Source organism: Sulfolobus acidocaldarius SUSAZ (assembly GCA_000508305.1).
Lineage (GTDB): Archaea > Thermoproteota > Thermoprotei_A > Sulfolobales > Sulfolobaceae > Sulfolobus > Sulfolobus acidocaldarius_A.
On sequence record CP006977.1, the window covers coordinates 1,889,586 to 1,909,060 of the forward strand.

Consider the following 19,475-nt stretch of genomic DNA (forward strand, 5'->3'; position numbering starts at 1 on the left):
TTAAAGATATAGCTAAACTAGTTTTTAAAGTTTTGTCATAAAGTTTCAGAATTTAGTAAAATAATTTCATTTGACTCAAAAATTCAGGGTATTATCTACGCCTTATCAAAAGTAAGATAACTATCACAATAATAATGACGACCACTATCACAATAATAATTAATAGATTAAGTGAAGGACTACTCGTTGTTTGAGATTGTGGGAGACCACTTGATAAAGACTCAATACTATTAATTGATGTGGAAGAACTCTCTCCTACCTGTGATAACGAAGTTGATACTTGACTACTACTAGTGGTAGCTTGATTTGAGGACGTTACCTGGGACACTGAAGTTGTACTCATAGACGTTGATGTATTACTAGTATTTGTGGAGTTACTTTGAGAAGTTGAAGTTGTGCTAGTAGGTATCACACCGTATTTAATTTCATATACGTTAATAATTAATGAAGAGCCTGTTGTCTGTGCAGAATATGCCTGGTTTCCTATGATAATAAGCGGATTGCTCAATGTTATGTTGAATATATTTCCCGTCTTGGTATTCACCAGGTATAACTTATTTCCGTTTGCTATTGAGATGTTTTGTGATACCATAAATGCCTGAACGTCATTGGAAATAAGAGGGAACTCAGATATCGTTTTAATATTCTCGTCGTGAACAGAGACTAAATCCAGCGTCCCATTACCTTTACCAATTAGATATAGGGATGAATTAATGACTCCCAGGGGAGTCGAGGATAATGGAAATTGGATCGAACCTATTTCCATTAATGGTTTTGGTGAGGATAAATTAAGATCATACACATTTATTCCGGTATTTTTCAGGTCAACGTATACTAAGTTATTTACACTGGCGATCCAATCTATCTCTTGGGGTAACGTGAAGTTGGCGATGACCCTGAGAGATACTGGGTCTGATGGGTTAGTAGCTAAATATGCGATAAGTTGATTTGAACCCTGATATGAGTTGCCAACAATAATTACCTTGTAGCTATAGTTGATTGTTATTCCATATACAGCTGTTGGCATTCCCGTTAAAGGGGTCAAAGTGGTATATGGAGGATAGTAAAACCACCACTGATTGGGCTCATAAGAGACCAGGACCATGGAAAGATTAAATCCTTCGCTGGGATAATTAAGTATAACATTTTGGGGATATGCGTTGCTGACCATTATGAATTGCCCCTGTCTGTTGTATAACGATGAGTTTATGAAAGTCCCAGACTGCATATTGTTATAGTACTTGATCCCGTAATACATTCCGAGATAATGCCCGTCTGTATATGAAGATACGCTAACTGTAGGCATCAGTGGAGATGAAAATGTGTAATTTAAAATTAGCTTCTCAGTATCCTCTGATGAAAGGTAAATATAACTTATATTGATATCATATGGAGAATTTCCCTTGACAGATACTGCAGGAATAACCAGACCATTGTTGAAATAAGTTATACCATAACTAATGGTAGAGTTCAAGGGAAATTGAAATGTATATAATAGTTGAGGGTAATATCCCACTGCAGAATTGAATATTGTATACGGATAAATTGAGATTGTGAATAATGATACCGGAATTATTAACACTAAAACTAATAATTTTCCTCTTTTCACATTTGTACGAACTAAAAATAAGTTTAAAAATGTTTTGGTGAAAATATATTGTGAAGTCTTATTATTTATGTAGATTCCCGCTAAAACGAAGTTTTTTCACATTCCATAAAAAGCTCGAGATGGAAAAACAGGAAGAAGAAAAACTCTCACTTAAAAAAGTAAAAACACTTTCCTTTAGCTATGGGAAGTAACTGTATGGCACATACATTGACAGATATGCTACATATAATGATAGTCCAAAGGCATGAAGAGTTGAGTTGATTAACGTCAGTCTCGAGTTGTATACTGTTGTACTAGATAGATATACGTCAGACCCTGATATTGTTTGAGTAGAACCCGAAATCGTTGTACCTTGAGAATGTAACTGTGAGTTACTTACTCCTATGGTATCACCATTTATGTTACTGTTAATCAAGTAGATCGTACTACTGCTTATATTCTGCTGAGAGTTAGATATAGTTGATCCTGTGGCATTTAATACAGAGCCAGATACGAACTGATTTGAGTTAGATATAGTTGAGCTAATGATATTTATTGTGGAGCCTTGAGCGTTAATTGTAGATCCACTAATGGAAGAGCTTGTTAGATATACGTTGGAATTGGTTATGTATTGTTGTGAATTGATTATTTGTGAATTGGAAGCCTGTAAGGTAGAGCCAGAGAGGTATATCTTGGAGCCTGATATTATTGTAACCACATTTAACAGCTTGGAGTTGGATATGTAAGCGTTAGTGTTTGTTAAGGTTTGCTTAGAGTTTGATACAGTAGTAGATCCTGAAATGTATAACGTGGAGCCCTGAATGTTCTGTGTAGTGCTAGTTATTGTTGAACCTGTAACGTTTAACGTGCTATCGCTTATACTAACGGTAGAAGAACTTATTGTTGAGCCAGATAAGGATATGAATGAGCCTCCACTTACGGTCTGAGTTACACCTGAAATGGTTGAGCCTGTACCATATAGTTTTGTACTAGTAAAAACAACATTTCCGCCATTTATTTGAGAATTACTTAGGTAAATTGTTGAGCCCTGAATGTTCTGATTACTATTGGTTATTGTTGAACCTGAGGCAGACAGGGTAGACCCTATCATATTTACATTTGAAGAGCTTATTTGTGTATTGGTTAATGACACCATTGAGTTACGTATATTCTGTGTTACTCCCGTAATTGATGAACCACTCGCATAAAGATTAGTCCCTGTAATATTAGCTACCCCACTTCCACTACTAGATAATTGCGAATTGGTTAAATAGACTGTTGATGATTGAATATTCTGGTTACAGTTTATTATGGAAGATCCCTGAGCGTTTAGGACAGAGTTGGAGAGGAAAACACTTGTAGATGATATTGTGGAGTCCACAACACTACTCTGAGAGTTTATAATTTGCATTACTGAGTTCACTATATTTGAGTTGATTAAGCCTATGTTTGAGTTTGACGTATACAGATTTGAGTTTGATGACTTTAGAACTACTTGGGAGAATTTTGAATTACTTACATATGCTGTTGAACCTATAAGGGACTGAGTTGAACTCAGAATAGACACGTTATTGGCATTTATAACAGTACTCTGGGCTGTTATAGTTGAACCAGATATAACAGTACTCTTCAGGTAAACTCCTGAACTGTATATATTTTGAACGGAATTTTGTATAACACTATTCACAGCACTTAGATTGGAGTTCTCAAGAGTTATCTGAGCATTGTATATTTTCGAGTTAACTAGATCACTTACAGAATTAGTTATAGTAAAAGTGGAACCGTATATGTCAGCAACAGTGTTCTGAAGGTTAGAGTACATCACCTGTGCTGTGGACGAACTTACATTCTGTACTACATTCGTTAACGTTAAGTTATCAAGTTTTATGAAAGACTTGGATACACCAACAAATGTATTTATGATGTTAGTCTTTTCCAGGTTCAGGGTAGAATCATTTGCATATTGTTTTACGTTTTGTATAATCGTACCTACTGCAGTTAAAGTGGTATTTGATAAGTGGAGTGAGACTCCATCTAATAACCCTCCGTTGGTTAACGCTGACGAAGATATAATACTGATGGAGCCATTGTAGAAGTCCACATTATTCAGGTAGTCCACAGTATTCTGTAATACGAAATTTGACATATAGAAACTATCATTTGTCAAGTTAAACTTGGATTGAATATTTCTAACGTTAACTAGGTAAAGATCGCTAGATGTGATGTGTATAGAGTCATTGAAGTTAATAGTGTAAGTCAAGTATAGTTTTGAAGAGTAAACCATTTGATCTGACGAGTTTATTGAGGTACCAAATAGTTTTAACTGACTATTATGAACCGTAAATGCATCTCCTATTAATGATGCATTATGCAGTGTTAAGTTAGAGCTTTGAACGTTTTGTATTGAATTACTTATCGAAGTATAGTATAAGAACAGACTACTATTGTTCACGTTAAACTGCGAATTAACAAAAACTGAATAGTTTGCGATGACTTTAGTATTATTGAAAAAACCCCTAGTAATTGATACTAACGAACCTACTTGAACTGCAGTAGAGTTACTAATCTCAAAGCCATCCGCAAATATACTAGAGTTGTACATGAAAATTTTCACATTTATAAAACTACTATTATATGTGTAAAGTATTGAATTATACACATATAGTATAGCATTCATTAACGTTGAGTTGTATAGCCTTTGGACTGAGTTCTTTATGTACAGTATGGTAACTGGTGTGTTTTTGGGAGTTTGAGCAGTAGTCATTGCTCCTGAGGATACTAGGGTGATTAGTAATATAAGTCCTATAATTAAACCTAATTTATTTATTTTGTTCATTTCTGATTTCAGGTCTTATTTTTAACTTATAAATTTTACTACTGTTCCTAATTCTTTTATTTTTTATTAGAAACATACTTTTACTTTATTCTATTGATTAAGAAGGGACAAAAGCCGTTACTTAAATATTTTAAATATATTATACATTGTACATTGACTAACTGAATAAATTTTTTCAATTCTCAGAAGGTTATGCACACCTTATAGAGACTGTTAAACTTATCTTGTGTATCCTTTAAACTTCAATTCTTGCATTTATTTTCCTTGCAACGTCTGCGAATATAAGAGCAGTATTAGTATATTTTCCTAGTTCTGACAGAGAACCTTTCTTAATTTTTATTGTATTACCTAAAAGCGCCAATGATGCGTCCAGTTTTCCCTGAATTATTCTAACCCAGTCTTGATATCTAGCCTCAAGTATGACATCTGCACTTACATTTAGTATATCTACATAGAATTCGGTTGCGACACATTTTCCCTTATCTAAAATTAATTTTACAGCTCCAGAGCTCGAATTATTAATATATCCACTCTTAATGTCTTCTGGTAATTTCCTTCCTGTAATATTTTCCAATGCCTCCATAACAATTTTCCTTTCTTCAGGTGGTACTGTAGGTGACAGTAACTCAGTTGCTTGCTTAATTAAGTCTTCATTTAGAACGCCTAGAGAAATAGCTACACTCTTTACCACAGCAGCCCTTACATTCTGTGGTGCGTCTATTCCAACAAAGAGAATTGAGTTCCATTTAATGTTCTTTGCCCCCTCTAAAAATTGCTTATTTTGATTTAATGACTTACAAAACTCTTTAGCCCATTCCTTGCTGGGAAACAAAAGTTTATTCTCCTCTCCCATCTTATATCAGTGTGATTTCAATAAAATAAATATATATAAAAATCTTTTCTAAAAACATTAAAATGATGTCTTATGATTGATTTGTCTTTGTAGATATAACGATACCAAAAGGCTTATATTTGATCAGTAATGAAGAATTAAAAGATAGAAAAATGGTTTTACCATTTAACACACTGGAAATATACAACGTAAAGGTTTCAGAGAGTCATGAACTCTTCAGAAAAGCAGTGAGAGAGTTCATGGAACGAGATGTGGCACCAATTGTAGACAAAGGTGAAAAGGAAGGAAAAGTTCCTGAAAATGTTTTGGAGAAAGCTAAGGAATTAGGACTATTTGGAATAAGCGTTCCTCAAGAATACGGAGGTCAAAGTGGAGACATTTTAATGAGCACAATAGCCGTAGAGGAAATGTCGAGAATCTGGACTTCCTTTGCAGCGAGAGTGACAATAGGGAACCTATTTATGACTCCAATATTGCTATTTGGTAGTGAGGAGCAGAGGAAGAAGTATGTTACACCTGTTGCCAAGGGAGATAAGGCTGCTGCGTTTGCAAATACTGAACCACAGGCAGGAAGTGACGTTGCAGGAATACAATCAACTGCCAAGAAAGTGAACGGAAAGTACATTCTAAACGCCAGGAAGATATTTATCACTAATGGTGGTATTGCTGATTATTATATTGTCACTGCAAGGACTTCACCACCAGAACCAAATGCAAGGTGGAAAGGAATATCAATGTTCATAGTGGAGAGGGAATGGAAAGGAGTAAAAGTATTAAACAGAATAGAGACAATGGGGCTAAAAGCCTCAAATACTGCTGAGCTGGCATTTGAGGATGTGGAAGTTCCTGCGGAGAACTTGGTAGGAGAGGAGGGTATGGGGTTCAAATACGCAATGTCTACATTTGATGCTTCTAGAGTTGGTGTTGCTGGACAAGCCCTAGGTGTTGCTCAAGCTGCATTAGAGAAGATGACAAACTACTCAGTGCAAAGGAGTGCTTTCGGCTCACCACTTCTAGGATTCCAGATGGTCCAGGAGAAAATAGCAGAAACACTAACAGAAGTAAACGCAGCAAGGCTATTAACCTACTGGGCTGCCTCACTCATAGACCAACGTAAGGTAGATGAAGGAATCGTCGCAGCATCAATGGCTAAATATTTTGCCACAGAGGTTGCTGAGAGGGCTGCCATAAGGGCTATAACTGTTCACGGCGGTTATGGTGTAGCCACTTCAACCGGTGTCGAGAGGTTGCTAAGAGATGTTGAAATAATGAAAATCTACGAAGGGGCAAACGATATACAAAAACTGGTTATATTAAAGGAAACTGCTAGAAGACTTCTTAAGGTGCTCTGAGTACTTTAAACTCTAAGTCCTGGATTTTTTATTCCTATCTTTTTCTTTTTAATTCGTTTAGAGTAAATTTATTATTTTCGAAGGAGTTAAAGTTATTAGCTATTTTACTATCCTTAAATTCGGAAAGAGGTAGAATAAGTGTGAAGGTAGTGGTAATAGGTTCTGGCGAGATGGGACATGGAATAGCTGAAGTAATGGCGATATACAAGAACCAGGTTACCCTAGTGGATATAAAAGACGAGATACTAGATAAGGCGATCTCTAAGATAAGGGAGAGCTTAGATAGATTAAAGAAGAGGGGCTCAATTGAAGAGGAGCCCGAGGACGTATTAAAGAGGATAGCAAAGTCAATAAACCTTGAGGAAACAGTTAAAGATGCTGATCTTGTAATAGAGGCAGTTCCTGAAATAGTTGACTTAAAACAGAACATTTTCAAGAGACTAGATCAATCCACAAAGCCAGATGCTATCCTTGCCACTAACACCTCAAACATAAGGATAAGTGAAATATCTAAGTATGTTAGTAAGAAGGATAGAGTTGTTGGAATGCACTTCTTCAACCCACCAGTCCTCATGCAGTTGGTGGAAATAATAAAAGGACCAGATACTAGTCCAGAAGTAGTTCAGAAACTCTATGAAATAACTAAACAGATCGGTAAAACACCAGTGATCGTGAATAAGGATACTCCTGGATTTATAGTGAACAGGATCAATGCCGCTGAAAGTCTATTCATTTGCCTTGTTTTACAAAAGGGTATTAATTATGAGGAAGTAGACGCTTACTTTAGATCTCTAGGTCTACCCATGGGACCTTATGAGCTAATGGATTATGTTGGATTAGACATAGTAGCCCATAGCCTAGAATACTTTGCAAAAGAAATATCCCCTGAATATGGAAAATGTACGAAGATCAAGGAGATGGTCAATAATGGTCTATTGGGTAGGAAAAGTGGAAGAGGATTTTACGACTGGACTAAGGGAAGACCTCAGATTAATGCTAAGCAAAATCCCATAATTGATGTAAATGACTTACTCGCAATAGATATAAATGAAGCCTCAAAATTACTTGAAGATAACGTTGCCACACCTAATGATATTGAAACAGCAGTAAAGTTAGGTATGAACAGACCCTTCGGTCCAATAACTGTGGCGAAAAGTGCAGATCTCAACGACATAAAAATTAGACTTGAAAGGATATCAAGTGAATACGGGATTACAATTTTCCAGCCAACTGACTCCATAAAGACAGGTAAACTTAAGGAATTACTTGAGGGCGAGAAAAAAGAGGAGAAAAAGGAGTTTGAGACACTTGTTGTGAGCAAGGAAGGAAAGGTTGCAATAGTTAAGCTTAACAGACCTAAGCTGAATTTAATAAATTACACGCTATTGGACGAGCTGGATAGATTGCTCACAGAACTGTGGAATGATAAATCAATTAATGTGATCTTGATTACTGGAGAAGGACAAAACTTCTCAGGTGGAGCTGAACTTTCTGCTCCTATCACAGATCAAGTGCAATTCCTAGAGCTAGTGAGGAAAGGAGAGAGGACTTTCAAGAGGTTAACTGAGATTCCTAAGATCGTTATTGCATTTGTTAAGGGTTATGCTCTAGGAGGGGGCTTTGAGCTGTCTTCCTATTGTGATTTAAGACTAGCAACTGAAAATGCTGTGTTCGGTTTCCCTGAAACTGGTTTAGGTTTAGTTCCAGCGTGGGGAGGCACCCAAAGACTACCTAAATTGATTGGAATTTCTAGAGCCATGTACCTAATATTAACTGCTCAGAGAATAACTGCAAAGGAAGCACTAGAGTATGGTATAGTCAATAAGATAGTCAAGGACGAAAATGAAGCATTGGAGTTTGCAAAGGACTTATCGGAGAGAATAGCACCCATATCTGCAATGTTAGCTAAGAGGTTAATTAATAGAGGTAGTGAAGTACCTATTGACGTAGGTTTAGAGATGGAGTCTATAGCCGGTGGACTTTTATTTACAACAGAGGATCTAAAGGAGGGAATTGTAGCCTTCTTCTCAAGGAGAAAGCCAGAATTTAAAGGTAAGTAAGATTTTTTATAACTTTTTTAAAAAATAAAAAACAGGAAAATAAAAACCTTAAGCTAATATCTTGGACTTTATTTTCCTACTCATGTTTGACATTATTACTGCAGCATTAGTGTATCTAGCTAATTCTGTTAAACTACCCTTCTTTATCTTTATTGAACCGCCCAGTAAAGCCACAGTAACATCTAATTTACCTTGGATGATCTTTAACCAAGTGTCATAGGGAGCCTCTAATATTAATGAACCCATAACCTTTGACATGTCCGTATGAAATTCTGTACCTAAACATCTACCTTCTTTAATGTTTAGTTTTATTGCACCAGCAGTTGAGTTAAAATCTACTGAATCAGCTTTAGCTTCTCCCTTCTTATACATCTCTATTAGCGTTGTTCTTACTTTTTCAGGTACATTTGTTGATACTAGAACTACAGAGTCCCATGGAGTAGTCTTAGATGCTTCGTAGTACTCTTTGCTTCCGTTAAGTAGCTTACACCACTCATCTGCCCATTCCTTACTTGGAAATAGATACTCTTGTGTTTGAGACATGTTCAAGATATATAAATACATTTTCTTATAAAAAATTTGTCCTAACATTAATTAATCAATACAAGAAAATTAGGTGGGTTATAGTAAAGACTGAAATAAAGGAAATATTCCTTAAATTTTTATTGACTAATAAATATTAAACGATTTTTCAAAAAAATTTTTATATCAGGTTTTTAAAGATATATCGTTAGAGGAGGTGCGTTTTTATTGGATAAACCGGTAGAAATAACTCCAGACGGCAAAGTAGTTAGGAAAAGCTATTCTTCAGTAAAAAAGGGAATAGACTGGAACTCTTATCCCATGAGATTATGGGCAAAATCTAATGAACTATTCTGGTCTCCCCTACAATTCAAGGAACTAATACAACAGGATAAGCAAGATTGGGAGACAATGAGTGAATCAGAAAGGGAGATTTCTGAGTACATTGCAACAGCGTTTTCTGCAGGAGAAGAGGCAGTATCAAGATATTTGGCAGAGTTAGTTATAGCTTTAGACGAGTTAGGATACACTGAAGAAGTATTATTCCTAAATCAATTTCAGCAAGAGGAAACCAGACATACAGATGCTTTTAGAAGGTGGATGGACTCCATAGGTATGGATAAGGACACAGAAAAATGGACCACGGAAGTTAATCCATCCTACTACGAGCTTTTCTATGTCGCATTACCCTCAGCCGCTTATGGAGTTAAGGCAAATCCCTCTCCAGAGAGCATATTGAGATTTACTGCTACGTATATGTTCTCCATAGAAGGCATAGCTGCAGAGACAGGATTTTACTTCTGGAGAACCATGTGGGAAAGAGGTAGACATCTTAAAGGCATTTACGAGATCGTAAAAAGAGTAGCTGCTGATGAATCAAGGCATTTAGCCTTTGGAACCTACCTTACAACCATGCTAATAGGTGAAGACCAATCCCTATACGATAAATTCTTAGAGTACTTCAACTATGCGGGTGGTCTAGCTGTGAGGCTGATTGGAACAATAGTGGAGCAACAAGTAAACAAGTGGGAACCATATAAGGAGAAATGGGGAAGATATTTTGAATGGGTATATAAGGAGAATGGTCTAGGTTCACTGGTGGACTACGCTGCAAAAATGGTTCAGCACAGACTATTCTATGTCAATAGGCTAAGAAACGCTAACAGAGAGAAGTTAAGATATATGCCATTAAACGAAGCTGCTCCAGTTATAGAGAATTTCGATACTGTGGAGAAATACCTAACCCCACAGTATGATCCCGAATAGAAAAGTTAATTTTTTATAATAGAATTTTTTAGCTTAAACATTAAGTAATATTTATTACCATAACAAATTATACTTAATTTCATGCTAAAAAGAATCTTCAAAATGAGCACTGAAGATTCTCCTTTAAGCGAAGTAAATCCACTAAAATTGCTTCCACCAATTACAGAGGAGAAATACAATGACTATGACGGAATAGGGCTCCTGAGTATTAAAAAGTTCTCACTACTTTACACTATCTCCTTCTTCGTAATCATAGCTGGACTATTGGGAACATTGACATCAATTCCTGCCTTTCCTACACCATCATTTTTCATAATACCTGTAGTCTCACTAGTTTTCGTCATAATTACGGCTGTAGGATTTATGTTAGGTACAGTATCAATAAACATCCTAAGCATTGGACTAAATATATTAGGCAAGATAAGGAAGGATTATAATAGTAGACTTGTTGAGTTTTCAATACTGACTCCACTAGTGACAGGGATAGGTCTCTTAGTCTTCTTGATACTAGGTTTATTAGGATTAAACCCAGTCCCAGTGTTAGAACTAAATATTGTAATGGCTATAATAGGAATTGCCATGGCTGTCTTCTTCATAGGAATGATAGCAGCGGCAATAAAGATGTGGAAACTGGGGAAAAGGTATGAGAGTTGGGGTTTGAGGATAGGCGGAATCTTCCTTTTCCTCTTTCCTCCTTTAGGTGGGATATTAACATACATTTTTTCAAGTAGAGCAGCCAAGAAGGTAAAAAGAACCGATTGCTTCCTCGCTTAGGTGATAGAAGATGTCGTTGAACAGGATATGCGGAAGGTTCTCTGTACTAGATCTGGTTAAAACATTGCAGTTCATTGGAGATCAGAACAACTTTGTGGGTTGTATACCAAATATATTAAGTGCTAATGAGAACACATTTAAGGCGAAAGTAAAAGCACTGGGCTTACCATTAACTGTAAAGGGAGAGCTTTACAAGTACGAGATCTCCCCGGAGACGTTAATACTTACAGTTGGACTAAAGGTCAAAACTACGGGTGCAGTTATAGATATAATTACAAGGAGTAAGGTTAAAGAAGATGGCAGTCAATTCATATGGGATACTCAATATAATATCTCAGGACCCCTTAAAATACTTTTAAAACCGTTATTAGAGAGTGTGACGGAACAGACAGTGGTAGACACGATAGAGTGTATTAAGCTGAGAACTACTTCTTAAGTTTATCTTTTGAGAAAAATATATATATGTTTGTTTTTTAAATATAAGTTAATGAAAGCCGTAATATTTAAAGGAGCAAATGCACCACTTCAATTAGCGGATATCCCTAAACCATCTCCAGGTGAAGGAGAGATACTAATTAGGGTAGCATCTACTGGTGTCTGCCATTCTGATATACACCACATGAAGGGTGAGCTACTTGGATTTATGCCACCTGAAGGATTTATTCTTGGACACGAAATTTCAGGATGGGTGGAAGATTTTGGACCGAATGTCACAAACCCATATGGACTGCAGAAAGGAGACCCTGTAATAGTATCATGGATTGTGCCCTGCGGAAAGTGTAGATATTGTGCGTCTGGTAAGGAAAACTATTGTAACAACGTAATGATGAAGATGCCGGGTATAATTGGAATAAACGGAGGTCATGCCGAATACACTTCAGTCCCTGAAATAGCTGTAATACCGGCAAGAGAAATAAAAGATATGATCGCCTCTTCACCTGTTTCGTGTGCATATGGTACAGCCTATGGAGCACTTAAGACTGCTGGTGCGTCTGCAGGTCAAAGTATAGTTGTGGTAGGTACTGGTGGTGTAGGTTCAGCAGCGATTCAGTTGGCAAGTGTAATGGGGCTTTATCCCATAATTGCAGTGGATGTAGTAGACAGTAAATTGGCTAAAGTGAAAGAACTGGGAGCCACTCACACAGTTAATCCTAACAAGGAAGACCCTGTGGGCAAGATAACTGAGATATTACCAGAAGGAGCGGATATAGTTTATGAGACTAAACCCAATCCAGATTTACAAATAGCCTTTAACGTTGTGAACAAGTCAGGTACAATGGTTGTCACTGGACTAGGGAATGCCACATCGAGTACAATTAACTTAATGACTAACCTCTTTGTGGGAAGGGGGCTTAGACTTGTGGGAAGTTTAGGTTATAGACCCAGGATTGACTTGCCAGAGTTAGTGAGGATGGTAGCATCAGGTAAGCTTGACGTTAAAAAACTTGTGACTCACGTTTATAGACCAGATGAGATAAACACTGCATATGAAAATCTTGAGAAGGGACTACACTTAAGAGCAATAATTGACTGGACTAAGCTGTAAGATAAAGGGTTTAATACCTTTTTCTCCCTTTTCTTCTCCCTCTAGTATTCTTGCGTAGATTACAAACATCCACGGATATTTTTAACACTATGAAAGATCTTAACTATTAATGCTAAAACTTGTGTTCATGTATAAGCACAATATCTAACATTTAAACTATCATAGAAAAATTTAAAGATGACACCTTTTCACTTATATTTTTTTCAACACGGAATTATTAAATGTTTAGCTTGATTGTAGTGAATAAGATTGAGAGACTACACTAATTAAGTTGTTAAATAATTGATAACTTTGAAATTATTTTTGTGTTATTAGATCATAAAGTTTTTTAACTCCATAAAATATCTTAATAACGATGAGTTCAGGGTACTATAAATATCAGTTAACTATAGATAAATTTCTAGATAGTGGTGAGACAGTCTTTCCAACAAGAGAAATAGTTTACACAGATAAGAGAAGATACACGTTTAAAAAATTTGCAGAGTCAGCTAAAATCTTAGCAAATGCTCTAAAGAAAATCGGGGTCAAAAAAGGTGATATTGTAGGTGTTATTGACTGGGATACAGATGTGTATATGCACCTATACTATGCTGTACCAATGATAGGAGCTGTTCTGCACACAGTGAATCTACGATACCCTCCAGAACTAATTATAAAGACAATGCTACATGCTGAGGACAAATGGGTGATTATAAGGGACGATCTAATAGGACTAGTTGAAGATATTAAGAACTTCAATCCCAACATAAGGTTCATTATATATAACGACGACAAGGAGAAAATAAAAGTAGATGACAAGACCATAGATTTCTGGGACTTATTACAGGGAGAACCTAAATACGATCCCGATGAAGAAGGACTAAAAGAGGATATGATGGCAACATTAATGTACACTTCAGGAACCACAGGTAATCCTAAGGGAGTATGGTTTACACATAGAGACCTAGTGCTTCACGCAATGGCTATGGGTACCATATCAAGGGCACCTCCAGTTGAGTTGACAACCAGAGATGTCATGATGAGCCTTGTACCAATGTTCCACGTGCATTCATGGGGATTCCCATATGTTGCCTTAGCAAGTGGTCTTAAGTATGTGCTACCTGGTGTTTACAACCCAGCAACTCAGTTGAAGTTGGTAGCCAATGAGGGAGTAACTTTCTCAGCAATGGTTCCAACAATATTGTTCATGATACTAGCTCAACCAGATATTGACGATTATAAACCATATCTGAAGAACTGGAAAGTTGCTATAGGTGGGGAGGCGCTTCCTGAAGGTTTAGCAAGGAAGGCTAGAGAGTACGGTATTAAATTGTATTCAGGTTACGGTTTGACTGAAACTTGTCCAGTTTTAACTGTGGCATATCATAATTCCATTGTGGAAAGTTTTGATGAAGAGAAGAAGTTCGAGATACAACTGAGCGCTGGAGTTCCGATACCAGGAGTAAAGCTAAGGATAGTGGATGAAGAGGGTAAAGATGTCCCAAGAGGAAAGATAGGAGAAATAGTAGTTAGAGCTCCATGGACAACAAGAGAATACTATAAGGATCCTGAAAAAACAGCCCAATTATGGAGAGGTGGTTGGTTACATACGGGCGATTTAGGATATATTGACGAATATGGTTACTTACATTTAGTGGATAGGGAGAAAGATGCAATAAAGAGCGGTGGTGAGTTCATACCATCACTTCTATTGGAGACAGTCATATCCCTACACCCAAGTGTTGCTGAGGTTGCAGTTGTGGGTATTAGACATGAAAAGTGGGGCGAAAGACCTGTCGCGTTTATAGTGCCTAACGGTCAATTTGATGAGGTAGAAATGAGGAAGTTCCTGATGAAAAAGGTAGAGGAAGGCAAGATACAGAAGTGGTGGATACCAGACAAGTTCTTCGTCGTGGAAGACATACCAAAGACCTCGACTATGAAGGCTGACAAGAAGTTACTGAGGGAAATGGCAAGTAAGGAACTTCAAAAAAAATAGAGGGAATCAATTATGTCCAATTTTTCTCCTAAACTAGAGTTAGAATGTAGGTGTATTAATTTAGGAAAAACATATATATTAAGATTAATGAATTAAACGGTGAGAATATATGCCTCAAAAATTAAGTGGGAAATTTAAGGTGAAAGATCAAGCAAAAGCAGTTCAGTTCGCATCGAACTATTCAAACTTCATATCCTGTTTACCTACTGTCAGGGACATACAGGATAAGAAATTCAAACTAGATGCTACTGTAGGTGCAATGAAGGTCACTGTCGATGGTGAATTGATAGACTATAAGATAACAGAGAACGGATATGTAGCTACAATACAAATAAGAGGTCCTGGTGTCACAACAACCACAACTACCAAGAGTACATTAAATGGAGATGAAGTTGTGTGGGAAGCTGAGTATAAGAATGAAGGCTCTATGGTAGCTATGCTAGGAAACCTCCTCGATACTACAGTTCAAACCATGATGAACCAGACTACAGAGTGTATTAAAAACAAACTTAATAGTTAAAATATTTATTTATTTTTTAACAAATCATTATTATTTTTGCTGTTTTATTAAACTATAAGCCGCTTCTTTACCATTTAACTTAGTTCCTGCTATTTGTGAATTATTATCAGAGTGAAATTGGTTTCATATAAAAAATTTTCACCTATAAGTGTATAAAACTAAATGAACATAATTCAAAATAAGGCAAAATCTGACCATGAAGTTAATTCAAATAAAGGTTTATAAATTCAAAAACAGTATGTAATCTTATGGTAAAAATAGGGGAAAAGGCACCTATATTTGAAGCTGTTACTGATAGTGGAGAGAGAATCTCATTGGCGGACTTCATTGGAAAATATAATATTGTACTCTACTTTTATCCAAAGGACGATACTCCTGGATGCACAACAGAGGCTTGTGCTTTCAGAGATAACTGGGACTCGTTAAAAGGATATGATGCAATGGTTATAGGTGTTAGTTCCGACGATACTAACTCACATAAGAAATTTAAACAAAAGTATAACTTGCCGTTTATCTTGGTAAGTGACCCTGACAAAAAGATTAGAGAAATGTATAACGCAAAGGGCTTTATCCTACCAGCCAGAATAACATTTGTAATTGATAAAAAAGGAGTAATTAGACATATTTATAATTCACAGATGAATCCAGGTAACCATGTAAACGAAGCCCTAAAAGCACTTAAACAGATTAAGTCAGAGGAGATGAGCAAAAGCTGATTTAGCTGATTGAAAGGCTTTGACATTACTCTCATACTTCAGAGACTTGTAAAACGCCTCTTCAGTAAGTAGTCCCTTGAATGCTCCTAAACTGTAAAGGTATCCTAGCAGGGCTGCATTTACAGCTTTAGTATTCCCTGCCTTCTCAGCTATTTCATACGCATTTATCAAATGGACATTTAAACCCTTAAGTCTGTCAAGAACCTCCCTAATCTCCAATAACCTCACTTTAGGTAAAACGGGTCTCAGTACGTAGTTGTTCAGAACTATGACTGTGTTTTTTGAGCAGTAGTTCAAGTTCCTTAGGACTTCAGTAGCCTCTAACCCTACTAAATAATCAGCTCCTCCTAACGCAATGAGAGGAGAATTCACATCCCCTATCCTTACATGAACATTTACAGCCCCTCCCCTTTGAGCTAAACCGTGAGTTTCTGCAACTAATACCTTGACATTACAGTAGTTCCCAGCCTCTGCGATCATTTTGCCCATTGTTATAATACCTTGACCGCCTACTCCTGCAAGAAGGATATTTACTCTAGCCATAACTTATCCCATCCCTCCGGCTTATCTCCCTTTATAGATATTGCCTTAAATGGACAGACTGGTACACATGCTCCACAGCCTATACAGTTATAAACGTCTATTTCAGCCTTCTTGTCCTTCCTGGGAATAATAGCAGGGCATGTGAAGTAATCATAACATATGGTACAACCAGTACACTTAGCCATATCAACTACGGCTTTAGGTAATTTATTATCATCAATCACATCTGTAACTAATAGGGCACAAGCTCTCTTAGCTATTATCACCGCAGGCTCTCTGTTCTTCTTCACCCACTCTATAGCCTCAGTTAAGCTCTTAACGGAAGAGTTAATCTCAAAAGGATCAAAGTACTTCACAAACCTTACACCGAGTCCCTTAGCAGCCTCTCCTATATCTATCTCCTTTGAAGGACTTGGCTGTTGTCCCGTCATTGCGGTGGACCTGTTATCGAGGACTAAGAGAACAAGCGGGGTCTTGTTATATACGGCATTAGCCAAGCCACTCATACCACTGTGAAAGAACGTGGAATCACCTATGATAGCGACAGGTATATTCCCAGTAGCCCTATAGACACCATTGGCAATACCTACACTTGAACCCATATCTGTCGAGGAATCTTGCTCTTCAAATGGTGGCAAAAGTCCTAAAGTGTAGCATCCAATGTCTCCTGATATGAACGCATTACTCATTGAGGTCATGGATAAAGCTTTCTTGAGATCTACAAATGAGCTTCTGTGAGGACAGCCTGGACACAGTGCTGGAGGTCTCTGAGGAATATCTGAAGGTGACTCTAGGAAATTTAAATCTAAATTCAGGTCAAAAAACCTGCTAAAGGCAGTGTAGACTTTGTCCAATGTCATCTCTCCTACTTTACTTACCATGTCCTTTCCATGAAGCTCTACCCTTATACCATGATCATAGAGCAAGTCCTTAACTTGATATTCCACAATTGGTTCCACCTCTTCCACAATTAATACCCTTTCAGCCTCGCTTACAGCTTTTAAAATCAATTTACTGGGTATTGGTACAGGAGTTGAAATGCGTAATAAATTGGCTCTTATGTTCAATTCGTTCATTGCGTCTTTGATAAAAGAATATGATATACCTGATGCTATAATTAAGTCCTTAGAACCGTTATCTTCATATTCATTTAGGCTTTCCACTTCCTCCTTTATCATTTCCCATCTTTTCAACTGCTCTATTCTGTTCCTTCTGGCATTTTCAGGTACGAGGACATATTTCTTGGGGTTCTTTGTCACCTTACCGTATATAGGATTTATAGGCGGTTTTATTGAAACGGGAGCTCTCACATGGCTTATCCTTGTTGTAGTTCTGAATATCACGGGGTGTTTTACCTTAGCACTGAGCTTGAAAGCCTCTATCATTAGGTTGTAAGCTGACTGTGGGTCGTAAGGTTCAATAACTGGAATTAAGCCGTGTAGACCGTAATAACGATTATCCTGTTCGTTTTGAGAAGACCACATTGAGGGATCATCAGCTGACACTATGACAAAAGCACCCTCAACTCCTGTATAGGAGGAACTCATTAATGGATCTGCAGCAACGTTTAAACCTACATGCTTCATTGTAGTCAATGCATATGCCCCATTAATGGCTGCACCGTAAGCTGTCTCAAAGGCTACCTTTTCATTTGCACTCCATTCAACATAAACGTTCTTGCTATGTTTTTGTATCATCTCCAGTATTTCTGTGGAGGGTGTGCCTGGATATCCTGCGGCTACTGATACCCCCGATGCTAATGAGGCGAGTGCTATTGCCTCGTTTCCTAGCAAGATTTGCCTTGTTAATGAAGAAGTAATCATCATTATAAATGTTGACAAAAAATGCTAATAAATATTCCTATCTAATGTATATACTTTTGATAATTTAGAATAATTAAATCAAATAGAGTCAACTTATTAATGGTGTCTCCTGAAAAATTTTTATCAAAAAATATTTTAAAATCATGGAAAAATAAAAAGATATATCTACTCTATAGAAATTCTCAAGGGGTAGTTAAAGTTTGAAACTCTTATCCTCCCACCTTTTTTAGGAGTCCCTTCAAGATAACAGAACAGACCGCCATTTACCCCTTTAAACCTCAGTAACCCTATATGAACAGGCTCAGCCAATTTTTGTCCATCATCATCTTGATAGATTGTGGTGAATGAGTCCAAATATGCATCATCCAACTTGAGTTCAACATATTCTTCTATCTTTGTGAAACAGTCTTCACAGTATATTCTTGGCGGTAGATAGACTTTACCGCATTTCTTACACTTACTTCCTATTATTTTATTCTCCTTAAGACCTTGGAAGAATCTCTCTCCAGCTGGTCCTACAGTATATTCATATTTTTCAGCTTCCATTATGTCATACCATTTCAGTAAACTTCCTTCCTTACCCTCTTTTTCCCACGACATTTAGATCACCTTAAAGCATTGAATGTCGTTTATACTAGCTTTCCTTTCTTCTTTTGGTCTCCACACTGCCTTAACCCTCTTTCCTATTACGCTCATATTTTTCACCTCTTCGTAGGAAACACAGAGCTTATGGAATATCCCAGGATAAACGAAGTCTCTTGGACTGGATGGAAGCAATCTTATGACTCCTACCAGTTCTGGTTCAGAAATCTTCTCCCTGGTCCAACTTATAAAACTGGCAACAGCCGTCATTACATAGCCCTCATCCATTACTTCTACCCATGTATCGGTAGGTCTAAAACACTCGTCACAATACATCTTAGGCGGGACGTAAATCTTGCCACATTTAACACATTTCCTTCCTAGAATCTTTCCCTCTTTTAGACCTAAGAGATATCTGCTTTGAGCCTGACCTGCAGTATAGGCATACTTTGCGTTTGGTTTATATGGAATTAATACATGCTTATGTAATTCCTCTTCTTTAAGTGAAGTAACCAC

17 protein-coding genes are annotated in these 19,475 nt (G+C 37.0%); 9 read left to right on the top strand and 8 right to left on the bottom strand.

Annotated features, from left to right (window positions below):
- Positions 1-91 precede the first annotated feature (91 nt).
- From SUSAZ_10380 to SUSAZ_10390, 3 genes are all read right to left on the bottom strand, one after another.
- Positions 92-1,609 carry a hypothetical protein gene (locus SUSAZ_10380; protein ID AHC52657.1) on the bottom strand — a complete coding sequence of 506 codons (1,518 nt, stop codon included), beginning with the start codon at positions 1,607-1,609 and terminating at the stop codon, positions 92-94.
- Between the two features lie 178 nt (positions 1,610-1,787).
- The gene (locus tag SUSAZ_10385; protein ID AHC52658.1) at positions 1,788-4,424 is read right to left on the bottom strand and encodes a hypothetical protein; all 2,637 of its coding nucleotides are present in this window, start codon (positions 4,422-4,424) and stop codon (positions 1,788-1,790) included.
- A gap of 235 nt (positions 4,425-4,659) precedes the next feature.
- The gene (locus tag SUSAZ_10390) at positions 4,660-5,277 is read right to left on the bottom strand and encodes a hypothetical protein (protein ID AHC52659.1); all 618 of its coding nucleotides are present in this window, start codon (positions 5,275-5,277) and stop codon (positions 4,660-4,662) included.
- A gap of 152 nt (positions 5,278-5,429) precedes the next feature.
- Between SUSAZ_10390 and SUSAZ_10395 the strand changes: the two genes are divergently transcribed.
- Positions 5,430-6,629: an acyl-CoA dehydrogenase gene (locus SUSAZ_10395; GenBank protein ID AHC52248.1), complete on the top strand. Its 1,200-nt coding sequence runs from the start codon at positions 5,430-5,432 to the stop codon at positions 6,627-6,629.
- A gap of 134 nt (positions 6,630-6,763) precedes the next feature.
- Complete coding sequence (locus tag SUSAZ_10400) at positions 6,764-8,689, top strand: 3-hydroxyacyl-CoA dehydrogenase (GenBank protein AHC52249.1); 1,926 nt, start codon at positions 6,764-6,766, stop codon at positions 8,687-8,689.
- A gap of 48 nt (positions 8,690-8,737) precedes the next feature.
- Here the strand turns inward: SUSAZ_10400 and SUSAZ_10405 are convergent, their stop codons facing one another.
- On the bottom strand, positions 8,738-9,232 hold the full coding sequence (locus tag SUSAZ_10405) for a Fis family transcriptional regulator (protein ID AHC52250.1): 495 nt from the start codon (positions 9,230-9,232) through the stop codon (positions 8,738-8,740).
- 207 nt (positions 9,233-9,439) lie between these two features.
- On the opposite strand from SUSAZ_10405, the gene SUSAZ_10410 reads away from it, so the two are divergent.
- From SUSAZ_10410 to SUSAZ_10440, 7 genes are all read left to right on the top strand, one after another.
- Entirely contained in the window at positions 9,440-10,477 is a 1,038-nt protein-coding gene (locus tag SUSAZ_10410; protein AHC52660.1) for a hypothetical protein, read from the top strand.
- Between the two features lie 81 nt (positions 10,478-10,558).
- On the top strand, positions 10,559-11,251 hold the full coding sequence (locus SUSAZ_10415; protein ID AHC52661.1) for a hypothetical protein: 693 nt from the start codon (positions 10,559-10,561) through the stop codon (positions 11,249-11,251).
- Between the two features lie 64 nt (positions 11,252-11,315).
- Positions 11,316-11,687: a hypothetical protein gene (locus SUSAZ_10420; GenBank protein AHC52662.1), complete on the top strand. Its 372-nt coding sequence runs from the start codon at positions 11,316-11,318 to the stop codon at positions 11,685-11,687.
- Positions 11,688-11,738: 51 nt separating this feature from the next.
- Entirely contained in the window at positions 11,739-12,797 is a 1,059-nt protein-coding gene (locus SUSAZ_10425) for an alcohol dehydrogenase (GenBank protein AHC52251.1), read from the top strand.
- A gap of 355 nt (positions 12,798-13,152) precedes the next feature.
- Complete coding sequence (locus SUSAZ_10430; protein AHC52252.1) at positions 13,153-14,775, top strand: long-chain fatty acid--CoA ligase; 1,623 nt, start codon at positions 13,153-13,155, stop codon at positions 14,773-14,775.
- Between the two features lie 109 nt (positions 14,776-14,884).
- Complete coding sequence (locus SUSAZ_10435) at positions 14,885-15,295, top strand: hypothetical protein (protein AHC52663.1); 411 nt, start codon at positions 14,885-14,887, stop codon at positions 15,293-15,295.
- A 248-nt stretch (positions 15,296-15,543) separates the two neighbouring features.
- Entirely contained in the window at positions 15,544-16,011 is a 468-nt protein-coding gene (locus tag SUSAZ_10440; GenBank protein ID AHC52253.1) for an alkyl hydroperoxide reductase, read from the top strand.
- On the opposite strand, the gene SUSAZ_10445 is transcribed toward SUSAZ_10440, so the two are convergent.
- The 4 genes from SUSAZ_10445 to SUSAZ_10460 form a co-directional block, all read right to left on the bottom strand.
- Positions 15,988-16,554, bottom strand: coding sequence for an indolepyruvate oxidoreductase (locus SUSAZ_10445; protein AHC52254.1), 567 nt, complete (start codon positions 16,552-16,554; stop codon positions 15,988-15,990). The two genes, SUSAZ_10440 and SUSAZ_10445, sit on opposite strands and share 24 nt — an antisense overlap.
- Positions 16,542-18,377, bottom strand: a complete 1,836-nt coding sequence (locus SUSAZ_10450) for an indolepyruvate ferredoxin oxidoreductase (protein AHC52255.1) — start codon at positions 18,375-18,377, stop codon at positions 16,542-16,544. The genes SUSAZ_10445 and SUSAZ_10450 overlap by 13 nt, the downstream gene beginning before the upstream one ends.
- A gap of 165 nt (positions 18,378-18,542) precedes the next feature.
- Positions 18,543-18,977, bottom strand: a complete 435-nt coding sequence (locus SUSAZ_10455; protein AHC52256.1) for a DNA-binding protein — start codon at positions 18,975-18,977, stop codon at positions 18,543-18,545.
- Positions 18,978-19,475 (bottom strand): DNA-binding protein, encoded by a 498-nt coding sequence (locus tag SUSAZ_10460; protein AHC52257.1) that lies wholly within the window; start codon positions 19,473-19,475, stop codon positions 18,978-18,980. It lies immediately after the preceding gene.

What these genes read in the sequence shown, in the direction of transcription:
- SUSAZ_10440 (AHC52253.1), top strand. Translation starts at nt 15,544, where the DNA reads ATGGTAAAAATAGGGGAAAAGGCACCTATATTTGAAGCTGTTACTGAT.
- SUSAZ_10445 (AHC52254.1), bottom strand. Translation starts at nt 16,554, where the DNA reads ATGGCTAGAGTAAATATCCTTCTTGCAGGAGTAGGCGGTCAAGGTATT.
- SUSAZ_10405 (AHC52250.1), bottom strand. Translation starts at nt 9,232, where the DNA reads ATGTCTCAAACACAAGAGTATCTATTTCCAAGTAAGGAATGGGCAGAT.
- SUSAZ_10455 (AHC52256.1), bottom strand. Translation starts at nt 18,977, where the DNA reads ATGTCGTGGGAAAAAGAGGGTAAGGAAGGAAGTTTACTGAAATGGTAT.
- SUSAZ_10430 (AHC52252.1), top strand. Translation starts at nt 13,153, where the DNA reads ATGAGTTCAGGGTACTATAAATATCAGTTAACTATAGATAAATTTCTA.
- SUSAZ_10385 (AHC52658.1), bottom strand. Translation starts at nt 4,424, where the DNA reads ATGAACAAAATAAATAAATTAGGTTTAATTATAGGACTTATATTACTA.
- SUSAZ_10415 (AHC52661.1), top strand. Translation starts at nt 10,559, where the DNA reads ATGCTAAAAAGAATCTTCAAAATGAGCACTGAAGATTCTCCTTTAAGC.
- SUSAZ_10425 (AHC52251.1), top strand. Translation starts at nt 11,739, where the DNA reads ATGAAAGCCGTAATATTTAAAGGAGCAAATGCACCACTTCAATTAGCG.
- SUSAZ_10435 (AHC52663.1), top strand. Translation starts at nt 14,885, where the DNA reads ATGCCTCAAAAATTAAGTGGGAAATTTAAGGTGAAAGATCAAGCAAAA.
- SUSAZ_10395 (AHC52248.1), top strand. Translation starts at nt 5,430, where the DNA reads ATGGTTTTACCATTTAACACACTGGAAATATACAACGTAAAGGTTTCA.
- SUSAZ_10390 (AHC52659.1), bottom strand. Translation starts at nt 5,277, where the DNA reads ATGGGAGAGGAGAATAAACTTTTGTTTCCCAGCAAGGAATGGGCTAAA.
- SUSAZ_10450 (AHC52255.1), bottom strand. Translation starts at nt 18,377, where the DNA reads ATGATTACTTCTTCATTAACAAGGCAAATCTTGCTAGGAAACGAGGCA.